Annotated in this window: 11 protein-coding genes; all 11 read right to left on the bottom strand. The window is 59.2% G+C overall.

Translation table 11 applies throughout. From position 1 onward, the window contains the following. Position 1 precedes the first annotated feature (1 nt). The gene (gene xylB / locus KGA97_RS00695) at positions 2-1,498 is read right to left on the bottom strand and encodes a xylulokinase (protein ID WP_223480041.1); all 1,497 of its coding nucleotides are present in this window, start codon (positions 1,496-1,498) and stop codon (positions 2-4) included. 159 nt (positions 1,499-1,657) lie between these two features. Continuing rightward, on the bottom strand, positions 1,658-3,130 hold the full coding sequence (locus KGA97_RS00690) for a mannitol dehydrogenase family protein (RefSeq protein ID WP_223480040.1): 1,473 nt from the start codon (positions 3,128-3,130) through the stop codon (positions 1,658-1,660). A 16-nt stretch (positions 3,131-3,146) separates the two neighbouring features. Next, a complete protein-coding gene (locus KGA97_RS00685) occupies positions 3,147-4,250 on the bottom strand; it encodes an ABC transporter ATP-binding protein (protein WP_223434339.1) in 1,104 nt (367 codons plus the stop codon). Positions 4,251-4,384: 134 nt separating this feature from the next. After that, positions 4,385-5,215, bottom strand: coding sequence for a carbohydrate ABC transporter permease (locus KGA97_RS00680; RefSeq protein ID WP_223480039.1), 831 nt, complete (start codon positions 5,213-5,215; stop codon positions 4,385-4,387). 10 nt (positions 5,216-5,225) lie between these two features. Continuing rightward, on the bottom strand, positions 5,226-6,152 hold the full coding sequence (locus KGA97_RS00675; protein WP_032828623.1) for a carbohydrate ABC transporter permease: 927 nt from the start codon (positions 6,150-6,152) through the stop codon (positions 5,226-5,228). A gap of 162 nt (positions 6,153-6,314) precedes the next feature. Next, a complete protein-coding gene (locus KGA97_RS00670; protein WP_223480038.1) occupies positions 6,315-7,625 on the bottom strand; it encodes an ABC transporter substrate-binding protein in 1,311 nt (436 codons plus the stop codon). Positions 7,626-7,961: 336 nt separating this feature from the next. Beyond that, the gene (locus tag KGA97_RS00665; RefSeq protein WP_008044265.1) at positions 7,962-8,867 is read right to left on the bottom strand and encodes an AraC family transcriptional regulator; all 906 of its coding nucleotides are present in this window, start codon (positions 8,865-8,867) and stop codon (positions 7,962-7,964) included. 95 nt (positions 8,868-8,962) lie between these two features. Beyond that, complete coding sequence (locus tag KGA97_RS00660) at positions 8,963-9,838, bottom strand: phospholipase (RefSeq protein ID WP_223480037.1); 876 nt, start codon at positions 9,836-9,838, stop codon at positions 8,963-8,965. Positions 9,839-9,957: 119 nt separating this feature from the next. Further along, on the bottom strand, positions 9,958-10,851 hold the full coding sequence (locus tag KGA97_RS00655; protein WP_223480036.1) for a phospholipase: 894 nt from the start codon (positions 10,849-10,851) through the stop codon (positions 9,958-9,960). Between the two features lie 50 nt (positions 10,852-10,901). Further along, positions 10,902-12,203 (bottom strand): glycosyltransferase, encoded by a 1,302-nt coding sequence (locus tag KGA97_RS00650; RefSeq protein ID WP_223480035.1) that lies wholly within the window; start codon positions 12,201-12,203, stop codon positions 10,902-10,904. Positions 12,204-12,294: 91 nt separating this feature from the next. Then, positions 12,295-12,660, bottom strand: a complete 366-nt coding sequence (locus KGA97_RS00645) for a response regulator (RefSeq protein WP_008044272.1) — start codon at positions 12,658-12,660, stop codon at positions 12,295-12,297. Positions 12,661-12,797: the final 137 nt, after the last annotated feature.

Below are 12,797 nucleotides of genomic sequence, written 5' to 3'. Positions count from 1 at the left end.
TTTAAAGGGTTGCGACATGCTGTTGATAGCGTTCATAGGCCTGCTGACAGGCCGTTACATTTTCTGCAATCGGCAGGGTTTCGCTGGCCGGATCGAGCTTCACGCAACGCTCGCACAAGTCCGCGAGGCTGTCTTCGTGGCCGTTTGCCCAGGATTTGCACCACGCCGCCTGAATCGCCGCGCCGAGGGCGGCGGCTTCGCTTTGTTCGGTGCAGATCACCTTGGTGTTCATGATGTCGGCGACAATCTGGCGCCACACCGGGCTTTTCGAGCCGCCGCCGATCAGGCAGATGGTGCGGCTTTGTAAGCCATTGTGGCGCAGCAGGTCCAGCCCATAACGCAAACCGAAGGTCGTGCCTTCGACCACGGCGCGGCACAAATTGGCTTGCGTCAGGTTGGTCATGGTCAAGCCGAGCAGGCTGCCGGTGGCGTGGGGCAGGGCGGGGACGCGCTCGCCGTTGAGAAACGGCAGCATGCTCACACCTTCGGCGCCGATCGGTGCTTGCGCGACGAGGGCGTTGAACTGCTCGATATCCAGCTCGAACAGATCGCGAATCACTCCGGTGGCATTGGTCAGGTTCATGGTGCAGATCAGCGGCAACCAGCCACCGCTGGAGGAACAGAACGTCGCGACCGACGCGTCAGCGCTGACGGTCGGTTGGTCGGCATAGGCGTACACCGTGCCCGAGGAACCGAGGCTCATGGTGATCGCGCCGGGCCGGATATTGCCGGTGCCGATGGCGCCCATCATGTTGTCGCCACCGCCGCTGGACACCAGCGCCTTGGGGTTGATGCCCAGGTGCTCGGCGATGCCCGGCAGGATCGTGCCCACCGCTTGATGGGCGTCGATAAGCTCCGGCAGCGCTGCTTGCAAGCGACCGCTGGGGTCAATGTCGCGCAGCAGCTGCAAGTCCCACTGGCGGGTGCGCACGTTGAAATAACCGGTGCCCGAGGCATCGCCGTACTCGCTGCAACTGCGGCAGGTCAGCCAGTAGTTGAGGTAGTCGTGGGGCAGCAGGATGCGCGCGATCCGGGAAAAAACCTCCGGGTGCTGTTCTTTGGTCCAGAGCAGTTTTGAAACGGTGTAGCCCGGTGCGATGACCACGCCGAGGCGTTCGAGCGAGCCTTTTTCACCGCCAATGTGCGCCAGTAGACGGTCGTTCTCCGGAGTGGATTCGGTGTCACACCAGAGCTTGGCGGGGCGCAGTACCTGGCCTTGATCGTCGAGCAGGACCAGGCCGTGTTGCTGACCGGAAACGCCGATGCCGAGGATGTCCTGGCCGTCGACGTTTGCCGCGATCAGCGCACGATGCGTGGCAGCAGTGAATGCTTCCAGCCATTGCGAGGTGTCCTGCTCGCGACGGCCATTGGCGCCGCTGATCAACGTGTGCGCGGCGGCGCCTTGGCCGAGGACCTGACCGCTGTGGGCATCGAGGATGATGGCTTTGGTGCCTTGGGTGCCGCAGTCGATGCCGAGGAAAAGTTGTTGGTTTGCCATGGGAGGTCCTTGGTGTGTCAGGTCTATCGGGGTGAAGCCATTCGCGGGCAAGCCTCGCTCCTACAGGGGATCTTTAGTGGACGCGGATTTTGTGTACGACACCGATCCAATGTGGGAGCGAGCCTGCTCGCGATGACGGCGGTGATGTCACCGCCGCTTTTACGCCAACACCCGCTCCAACGTCCGCGAAACCCCAACCTCGCGCAAACTGTTGCAGCACCACTCAAACGCCGCGACAAACTCTGGCGAATGCGCAATCGCCGTACCAAAAATCTCCTCCACCCCCAGCAGCCGCTGGGTCATCAACGCATCATCGGCCACCAGCGCCTGACAAAACGCCGCCCGAGGATCCGGAATGGCATAGGTATCACCATTTTCGTCCACACCCTTCAAATACAACGCCCAAGCCGCCACCACCAGCGCCGCACGCTTGGTCTCCCGGCCATCGGCAATCAAGCGGTTGATGGTCGGAATGGTGAACTTGGGAAACTTCGACGAACCGTCCGAGCACACACGCTCCAGCTGATCGGCAATCGCCTGATTGGAAAAGCGTTCCACCAGGGTGTTCTTGTAATCAGTCAGATCAATCCCCGGCACGGGCGACAGTTGCGGCGTCACGTCCAGGTCCATGTAGGCGCGCATGTATCGAACAAACAGCGGGTCGTTCATGGGCTCGTGAACGAAGCGGTAACCCTTCAAAAACCCCAGGTACGTCAGCGCCAGGTGACTGCCGTTGAGCAGTTTGATTTTCATCTCTTCGTACGGCGTGACGTCGTTGGTGAATTGCACGCCGACCTTTTCCCAGGCCGGGCGACCGTTGACGAACTTGTCCTCCAGTACCCACTGCACAAACGGTTCGCAGACCACCGGCCAGGCATCGTCGACCGCGTGTTTGTCGGCCAGTTGCAGGCGATGTTCGGTGCAGGTCATCGGCGTGATGCGGTCGACCATCGCATTCGGGAAGCTGACGTTTGCGGCGATCCAGTCGTGCAGGTCTGCATCGCGCAGCGCGGCGAAGGCCAGCAGCGCTTTGCGGGTGACCGCGCCGTTGTGCGGCAGGTTATCGCAGGACATCAAGGTGAACGCCGGCGTGCCCGCAGCCCGGCGTTTGGCCAGCGCCGCGCAGAGAAAACCGAACACGGTTTTCGGCGAATCCGGGTGCGCGAGGTCGTGCTGGATCTGCGGCAGGTGGGCCATGAATTCGCCGTTGCTGTCGTCGATGCAGTAACCGCCCTCGGTGATGGTCAACGAGACGATGCGGATCTCGGGGCTCGACAGTTTGTCGATCAACGCTTGCGCACCGTCCTCGGCCAGCAGCATGTCGCGGATCGCGCCGATGACCCGGACTTCGGTGTCGTCGGTGTCGCCGAGTTCAAACAGGGTGAACAGGTAATCCTGCTCCTTCAGATCGTCCCGGGCGCGGCGGTCTTCGGCGCGCAGGCCGACGCCGCAAATCGCCCAGTCCAGGCCTTCGCCAGTGTTCATCAAGGCGTCGGTGTAATACGCCTGATGGGCGCGGTGGAAGCCGCCGACGCCAATGTGCGCGATGCCTTGGCGGGCGTCGCTCAGGGCGTAGGCGGGCAGGACCACTTCGGGGGCGAGGTGGTGCAGGTTCTGTTTATTCAGTTTCATCACAGGCTCTCTGAAATCAGGCCGCTGCGCGCAACGGGCGGGTCAGCGCCACGCCGTCGGCATCGAATAAATGGCAGTGTTCGGCGTCCAGGTGCAGGCTCAGCGCCTCGCCATAACGGCTGGCCAGATCGCCGCGAACCCGCATGGTCAGCGCTTCACCGGAGGAGGTCCGGACGTGGCAGAAGGTGTCGCTGCCCAGTCGTTCGCTGACGTCGGCGGTGACCTGCAAGGTGCAATCGCCGGTTTTTGCCAGCTCCAGATGTTCCGGGCGAATGCCCAGCGTCACCGCGCCACCGACGCTCAGGCTGGCGCCGCTCAGCGGCAACGTGATGCGGGTGCCGGCATCGAGCGCCACTTCGCAGCTTTGGCTGTCGACACGGGTGACTTTGCCCTTGAGAAAGCCCATCTTCGGTGTGCCGAGAAAGCCTGCGACAAACAGGTTGGCGGGCTGGTGATACAGGTCCAGCGGCGAGCCGACTTGCTCGATCTTGCCGCCATTGAGCACGACCACTTTGTCGGCCATGGTCATGGCTTCGACCTGGTCGTGGGTCACGTAGATCATCGTGGCTTGCAGTTCCTTGTGCAGGCGCAACAGTTCCAGGCGCATCTGTACGCGCAGCGCCGCGTCGAGGTTGGACAGCGGTTCGTCGAACAGGAAGATTTTCGGGTTGCGCACGATGGCGCGGCCGATGGCCACGCGTTGACGCTGACCGCCCGACAGTTGCTTCGGCTTGCGCTCCAGCATCGGCCCGAGCTCAAGGATGCGCGCCGCCTCGCCGACTTTCTTCTCGACTTCGGCTTTCGGTACGCCGGCCAGATCGAGGGCGAACGACATGTTTTTGCGCACGCTCATGTGCGGGTACAGGGCGTAGGTCTGGAACACCATCGCCAGGTCACGCTTGGCCGGGCTGACTTCGGTGATGTCGCGGCCGTCGAGTTCGATGCTGCCGCCGCTGACTTCTTCCAGGCCGGCGATCAGGCGCAGCAGGGTGGACTTGCCGCAGCCGGACGGGCCGACGAAGACCACGAATTCCTTGTCGTTCACTTCCAGGTCGATGCCTTTGATGATGGAAAAGCCTTCGAAGCCTTTTTGCAGATTCTTGATTTTCAGGTTGGCCATGGTGATGGGCCTCCGCTTGTTTTTATTCGGGTTAAACCGGACAGGCTTTTCGTAGGAGCCAGGCTTGCCGGCGAAAGCGATCTCACGGACGCCTTCGCCGGCAAGCCGTGCTCCTACAGGGATCGGTTACCGGATTATTTCACCGCGCCAAACGACAGGCCGCGGACCAGTTGTTTCTGGCTGATCCAGCCGAAGATCAGGATCGGCGCGCAGGCCAGGGTCGACACCGCCGACAACTTGGCCCAGAACAACCCCTCGGGGCTTGAGTACGAAGCGATCAGCGCGGTCAGTGGCGCGGCTTTCGACGAGGTCAGGTTCAGCGACCAGAAGGCTTCGTTCCAGCACAGGATCAGCGACAGCAGCACTGTGGAAGCCAGGCCGCCCTTGGCGATCGGCAACAACACGCGAATCATTTCCTGCCACAGCGTGGCACCGTCCAGACGTGCGGCTTCGAGGATGTCCTTGGGGATGTCCTTGAAGTAGGTGTAAATCATCCAGACCACGATGGGCAGGTTGATCAGCGTGTAGATCACGATCAGCGCGATGCGCGTGTCGAGCAGGCCAAAGCTCTTGGCCAGCAGGTAGATCGGCATCAGCACGCCCACCGGCGGCAGCATCTTGGTCGAGAGCATCCACAGCAGCGTGCCTTTGGTGCGCTGGGTTTCGTAGAACGCCATCGAGTAGGCCGCCGGCACCGCGATCAGCAGGCACAGCGCCGTGGCGCTGAAGGAAATCACCACCGAGTTCCAGGCAAAACTGAAGTAATCGCTGCGCTCGTTGATGTGCAGGTAGTTCTCCAGCGTCGGTGTGAAGATGAATTGCGGCGGCGTGGCGAACGCATCGATTTCGGTTTTGAAACTGGTCAGCACCATCCAGAAAATCGGGAAGAAGATCAGGATCGCGATGGCCCAGGCCAGCGTGCCGAGCAGCACACTTTGCAGACGACGGGATTGTTGAAGGGTCATGGCGCGGGCCTCAGGCTTTGTCTGTCAGGTTTTTGCCGATCATGCGCACCAGCACGATGGCCGCGATGTTGGCGATCACCACCGCAATCAAACCGCCGGCGGACGCCATGCCGACGTCGAACTGCACCAGCGCCTGGTTGTAGATCAGGTAGGCGAGGTTGGTCGAGGCGTAGCCGGGGCCGCCGTTGGTGGTGGTGAAAATTTCGGCGAACACCGAGAGCAGGAAGATCGTTTCGATCATCACCACGACGGCAATCGGTCGTGCCAGGTGCGGCAGGGTCAGGTGCCAGAAGATCGCAATCGGCCCGGCACCGTCGAGGCGCGCGGCTTCTTTCTGTTCCTGGTCGAGGGACTGCATGGCGGTCATCAGGATCAGGATCGCGAAGGGCAGCCATTGCCAGGACACAATGATGATGATCGACAGCAGCGGGTAGTGCGCCAGCCAGTCCACCGGTTGCGCGCCGAACAGTTTCCAGACGTAGGCGAGAATCCCCGACACCGGGTGGAAAATCAGGTTCTTCCAGATCAACGCACCGACGGTGGGCATGATGAAAAACGGCGAGATCAACATCACCCGCACGACGCCGCGACCGAGAAAATCACTGGCCTCCAGCAACGCACTGATCAACACCCCGAGCACCACGCTGATCAGCAACACGCTGCCCACCAACAACAACGTGTTGGTGGCGCCGGGCATGAACCCGGAGTCGGTCAGGAAGTAGGTGAAGTTCTCAAGCCCCACGAACTCGTTTTCGCCCGGGTTGAGCAGGTTGTAGCGGATCATCGAGAAGTAAACAGTCATGCCCAGCGGCACGATCATCCACAGCAGCAGCAAGGCCACCGAGGGGCTGACCAGAAACCAGCCGGGGTTGGCCAACCGGCTTTTACGCACCGGCTGGGGAATGTCCATGTGAGCTTTGGCAGTTGAAATATTCATGGCGTTAAACCGTTAAGAACAGACAAATGAAGATCAACTGTAGGAGCGAGCGGTGCGGCGATCCGACTTGCCCGCGAAAGCGATGGTTCTGGCGAAAGATATTTGTCGGATGTACCGACGCTTTCGCGGGCAAGCCTCGCTCCTACAGGGGGCTTTGCGGGGTTACTTGGGGTAACCCGCGCGCTTCATCTCACGTTCGGTGGTTTGCTGGGCGGCGGTCAGGGCCTGGTCGACCGTGGTCTGACCGATCAGCGCCGCCGAGAACGACTTGCCTACCTGAGTGCCAATGCCCTGGAACTCGGGGATGGTCACCAGCTGAATGCCGATGTAAGGCACAGGCTTGAGCGTCGGCTTGCTTGGGTCCGCCGTTTTCAGCGACTCAAGCGTGACCTTGGCAAATGGCGCGGCGCTCATGTACGCCTCGCTGTAAGTCGAGGCCCGCGTGCCTGGCGGTACGTTGGCAATGCCGTCTTTTTCCGCGACCAGTGCGCCGTATTCCTTGGAGGTTGCCCAAGCACTGAAGGTCTTCGCCGCGTCCTTGGCTTTGGAGCTGGTCGGAATCGCCAGTGCCCAGGAATAGAGCCAGGCCGAGCCTTTGTCGGTGGTCTGGTGCGGCGCGTAGGTGAAGCCCACGTGCTCGCTGACCTTGCTCTGGGTTTTGTCGGTGACGAACGAGCCGGCGACGCTGGCATCGACCCAGATCGCGCATTTGCCGCTGTTGAACAGCGCCAGGTTTTCGTTGAAGCCGTTGCTCGACGCGCCCGGCGGGCCTGACTTCTTCATGGTGTCGACGTAGAAATTCAGGGCGTTTTTCCACTCGGGGCCGGTGAATTCCGGTTGCCACTTCTCATCGAACCAGCGCGCGCCATAAGCATTGGCGACGGTGGTGATCAGCGCCATGTTCTCGCCCCAGCCGGCCTTGCCGCGCAGGCAGATGCCGTACTGCTCTTTATCCTTGTTGGTGAGTTTGCTGGCGAATTCGCCGATCTGTTCCCAGGTCGGATGTTCCGGCATGGTCAGCCCGGCGTCCTTGAACAGGTCGGTGCGGTAATAGGTGATGGAGCTTTCGGCGTAGAACGGCAAGGCATACAGCGAACCCTTGACTGACAGGCCTTCACGCACCGAAGGGAACACGGCGTCGAGGTCATATGTGGCCGGCAAATCCTTCATCGGTTCAAGCCAGCCCTTGGCGCCCCAGAGTGCAGCTTCGTACATGCCGATGGTCAGCACGTCGAACTGCCCGCCCTGAGTGGCGATGTCAGTGGTCAGGCGCTGACGCAGGACGTTTTCTTCGAGCACCACCCAATTGAGCTTGATGTCCGGGTGCTCGGCTTCGAAGGTTTTCGAGAGCTTTTGCATGCGGATCATGTCGCTGTTGTTGACGGTGGCGATGGTCAGGGTCTGAGCGCCGAGGCTGACGCTGCTGAGGGTCATGCAGGTGAGGGCTAGCAGAGCTTTTACAGAAGGTTGCATCGTGCACTCCTTTTCTGCACCCGGAGGGGACAGAAGGACGGTTATTGTTTTTGTGTCTTCCGGGGCAGGAAGAATGTGCGCTGATTACAGCCTTCAATTGAGGATGAGACAAATCATCCATCGCACTTGAATTGATACTATTTTGCACTGAGGTTGGTGGCGTGAAACACAGGGAAGGGCTTTTCGGCGGTCAGGCGCTATCGAATACGTACAGGTTTCAGGTTGAAATAAGCACCTGTGGGAGCGAGCCTGCTCGCGATGAGGTCGTATCAGCCAGCATTGATGTAGCCTGACACGCCGCCATCGCGAGCAGGCTCGCTCCCACAGGGTTTTGGGTCAAACCAGGTTTTGTTCGGTCAACCGCTGCACCGCCAACCGCCGATAATGCGATGGCGTCATGCCTTTCAACTGCTGAAAACGCCGATTGAAATTGGAGATATTGTTGAAGCCCGACTCGAAGCACACATCGGTCACCGGTTTGTCGCCGTCGGCCAGCAGTTCACAGGATTTGCTGATGCGCAGCCGGTTGACGAACTCGATGAAGCAGCGCCCGGTGGCTTGCTTGAACACGCGACTGAAATAGGTCGGCTTCATGCCCAGGTGCTCGGCGACTTCCTCCAGCGGCAGTTCACGGGCGTAGTGGGCAAAGATGTAATCCACCGCGCGGTTGGTGCGATCGATATTGTGTTCATCCGCCAGTTGCGGCGTTGTGGCACCGGACAGCAGTTGGTAGTCGTCGGTGGCTGCGAGCAGCTCCAGCAAAATGAAAAAGTGTCCGAGGCGGGTCATGCCTTTGGTGTCGGCGATCCGCTGCATCAAGGTCATCGCCTGGCGGATGGTGTGTTTGCAGCGAAATTCGATGCCGTACTGCGCGCGCTCCAGCAAGGGCGCCAGTGTCTTGAGTTCGGCAAACACCTGGTGGCCGCTCTCGAACAGCTCGTCGGTGAAGTTGACCAGCATGTCCCGCTTGGGCACCACTTCGTCCTCGGCGACCTGGCTGATCCAGTTGTGGGGCAGGTTGGGGCCGGTGAGGAAGAGAGTTTCCGGATAGAAGTTGCCGATGTAGTCGCCAATGAACACCTTGCCGGAGCTGGCGACGATCAGGTGCAGTTCGTATTCCTTGTGAAAATGCCAGCGCACCAAGGGGCAGGGGAAACCGTGCTGGCGATAGATGATCGACAACCCGTTATGGTCGTCCATCAGTTCGTAGGAAGGATCGGTGACTCTGGCAGTCCGGGTCATATCAGGGCGCTTTTATTGTTATTGCGCCCTGATCATGCCTCTTTACCGGCCGACATTGCCAGCCTGGGGCATGTCGACCGACGTCATGCGCCCGGTTACGGATGCAGGGCGCTGCCATAAACCGCCTTCATGCTCGACGCGCTCCAGCAGTAACGCACGATGTCTGACTCATCGAAAAAGTCGGTGCTGACAATGCTGCATCGCGTCACCCAGTCCCGGGTCGGGTTGAACCAGGCGTTGATCTGGTTCTTGATGTCCTGAGGCCCGCCCAGAAAACCGTAGCTGGTGGCCGACAACGACCAGAGAAAGCTCTCGAACGGTGCGTCTTGCAGCTCGTTGGCAATGTGGCGCTCCAGTTCCGCCGTGTCGGTGAAGGTTTCGCCGCTCCATTTGTGCGGAATGCGCGGCCAGAAGTAATCATCGTCCAGCCCCCGCACAACGTGCGCTGCCAGCACCAGCCTGCGGCGGGTGCTCATGCGTTTGAGTTGGCCCACCGTTTTCGACGCGTCATAGGACGGTATGACTCGGTGCCCGAGTCGACTCACCAGCAGGTCATTGAGTTTCTTGTGGTCAAAACGCTTGGCACCGTCGCCCATTTGGTGGAAGTCGAAGACGATGAACTCGTCCGGGTTTTGATCAAGGAACGCGGTTGTCGCGTCGATCAGCTCATCAAGGACACGATGAGACTGAAAGCCATTGTGATGAAAGTAGAAGATCGATTGATCGTGCCCCTCGGTGTAACCAAGTCGGATATCAAATGCCCGTGCACCATTGGCCAGTTGCCACGCAAATGAATCGTTTTGGCACGTGGTCCAGTTACCAATGACAACATCATAGTTGGGGGCTTTTTTGTCCATGCCGCTGTTGTGAGTGCCTGGCCAGATCAAGTCAGTCAACTTCAGGCGGTCGATGTCGAGCACATTACTCATCCATTTCTTTTTGTCGAACGTACCTTGTAAAGATTGGGTCATTGTCATTCCTGATAGTGGCTTCAGCCCATCCGTGGGATGAAGTGGATATATGTAGTTTCAAGCATAGGGGTGCGTTCCAGCATTGCCAGTGACGGAAACATCTGCACAAATTAATAGTGTCAGGCGTTGGCTTTGATCAGATTGGCCATCCGGCAATGGCTGACCAGATTCGATGCTTCAAAAAAGTCCGCATTGATAATGCTGCACTTCAGAATCCACTCGCTGACGGCCGGGTCAAACCATTGATCAAGCTGTTCGCCGATGTTCACCGGTCCGCCCACGGCATGGTAACTGGTGGCGGAGAGCGACCATGGCATGTCGCTGGTTGGCGGGTATCGCATGACCTGCGAGATATGCGCGTTCAGCTCACTGATGCTGGTCGTCCCGATTCCGCTCCATTCGTGCGGAATGTACCGGCAAAACAAGGTGGCATCGAAGCTCGGGTGATATTCGGCGGCAACCAGCACACGCCGGGCATGACTGGCCCGTTTCAATTGCCCGAGTGTCAGGCCCGCATTCGTGTAGGGAATTATCCGGTCACCCAAATGAGTCATCAGCAGGCGGTTGAACTCCCGATGGTCAAAGGCCTGGTTGCCTGCATTCAACTGATGAAAATCCAGCACGATGAACTCATCGGGGTTTTCCTGCAGAAACCGGATCACGCTCGTGATCAGGTCTTCCAGGGAGCGGGAGGAACGAAAACCGTTGTGCTGGCACCAGAAGGTTCCGACGCCATTGCTGCCGATTACATACTCCAGCCTGACATCGAGCGCGCGGGCGCCTTGGGTCAATTGATAGTAGAACGTATGGGTCTGGCAAGCGGCCCAGTGACTGATGCCCGGCGCCGCATACGAGGCCTTTTTGTCCACGCCGGCATTATGCGCGCCAGGTAAAACAAGTTCCGCAAGCGAGAGTGAATCAATGGCCGGAAGTTGGGTCATCCAACTATTGGTTGTAAATGATTGGTTGTTGTAGAAGAAATTAAGCTTAGTTGCTGTTAGATCGTTATTCATTGTGCGTCCTTGCGCAGTAGGTTAATCGTCAGAGGAGACGATTCTAACGATCAAGTGTCATCTTTAGTTCTGTTTTTCGCTTCAATCCATTGCGCCATGTATTGAGTGCTTTTATGTTGGTGGTGGCGCAACATGCTGCCGGTAAAGTTGTCCCGTCTTAGTGTCCGCAAGTGCTGTTGGCAATACTCGAGTTTTGCAATCAGCGCCGGGCCGTGGGTGTGCAGCTGATAACGTTCGGCCAGCAGTTCCAGGCCAACTGCCTGGGCGTTCGACCATTGGGCCTGGTCTTTATAGAGTTGCACCGCGCTATCGGCAAACTCGCGTGCCGTGCGGGTCACGGCGCCCGGCCAGGGGCCTTGGCCATACATCGCTTCGGCACCGATCGGCGTGGTGACATTCGGTGTACCGCAAATCATCGCATCGACGATTTTGCCCTTGATGCCCGCACCGAAACGCAACGGCGCCAGGCACACGCGAGCGGCCGACATCACTTGCAACGCGTCTTCTGCCCAGTTCATTACATGGAAACCTTGCGCCGCATTGTGCAGCGCGGTCGCCTTGGGTGGCGTGTAAGCCCCGTAGATGAGCAAACGAGCGGTGGGCAATTGCTCGCGGATCAGTGGCCAAATGGTGGTTTTCATCCAGAGCACCGCATCCCAGTTGGGCGCGTGACGGAAGTTGCCGATACTGAGGAAGTCCGTGCGCTCCTCAAAACCCGCCAGCGGCGCGCTCGGTGGATCGACCATCAACGGGCACCAGTGCAGCAGGCTGCGTGGCACCTTGAACTGCTCGACCAGCAACTCGATTTCCGTTTCGGAAATCATCAGGTTCAAGTCGCAGCGATACAACGCAGCGATTTCCCGTTTCGCCAGGTCGGTGTCGGCCATCAGTTCGAACTCTTCACGCAAGGCCGGTGCGAACAGCCCGCTGAAGTCATTGTCGTCGTCGCTGGCCTTCAACCGGTCCTTGAGTCGTTGATGCCGGGCATGGCGCAGGCTTTGCAAATCCTGCGTTCCGAGCACGCGCAAGGCATCGGGGCAGTGCTTCTCGACACGCCAGCCGAACTGTTCTTCCATCATGAATTGCTCGAACAGCACGATGTCCGGCGCCAGTTCGCGGACAAACACATCGAAACTGCTGTTGTTCAGTTCAATCGGCACTTCACGAATGCCCAGCGCCGTCAGGTCTTCCTGATGTTCGCCAGCGCCGGCGGGGCTGCTGAAGGTCACGTCCCAACCTTGTTGCAGAAACGTCCCGAGCAGTTGCATCACATACCCACCCGCCGCGGAAGAGCGTGGCTCGGGCCAGACGTAGCCGATAACCAGGACTTTGGTGGCGCGGGGCAGACTCATGCAGGGAGATTCCTTGAAGCGGGCAGGGGAATAAAAGCGGGGCGCAATTAAACCACAGCCGAGGACGATTCCTCAGCCCGCTCAACGAAGGCTAGGTAATAGCGAGAATGCCTTTGACCTTGTCGCGCAATTGATCAATGGAAAACGGTTTGCCGATCACATGCATTCCGGCGGGCACCTCAATATTTTCTGCGTAGCCGCTGGCAAACAGGACGGGCAGTTCCGGGCGTACCATGCGCGCCTGCGTGGCCAGTTCGCGGCCATCCATGACCGGCAAACCGACGTCGGTCATCATCAGATCGATGTATTGATCTTCATCATTGAGAAATTCCAGCGCCTGCTCGCATCCGTTCGCCTCCAGAACCTTGAATTCCAGCTCCTCCAGCACATCGACGATCAGCATGCGCACAATGTCGTCGTCTTCAACGACCAGGATGATGGATGTTTCAGCGGACATAATGGGGGTTCTCAACAGTTGAATTCGCAGTGACCGGCCGATCAAAAACGCCGGGCTCTAGCATGAGTAAGTAACGGACCCCGACAAGTTCCCGACCCCACTGGAAAAAGAATAGCCGTACCAGGGTGGACAAGGAT

It is taken from the genome of Pseudomonas sp. BF-B-15, assembly GCF_019946675.1.
Classification (GTDB): Bacteria; Pseudomonadota; Gammaproteobacteria; order Pseudomonadales; family Pseudomonadaceae; genus Aquipseudomonas; species Aquipseudomonas migulae.
The sequence above is the reverse complement of the archived record's forward strand: the minus strand, read 5'-3'. Positions and strand labels throughout refer to the sequence as shown.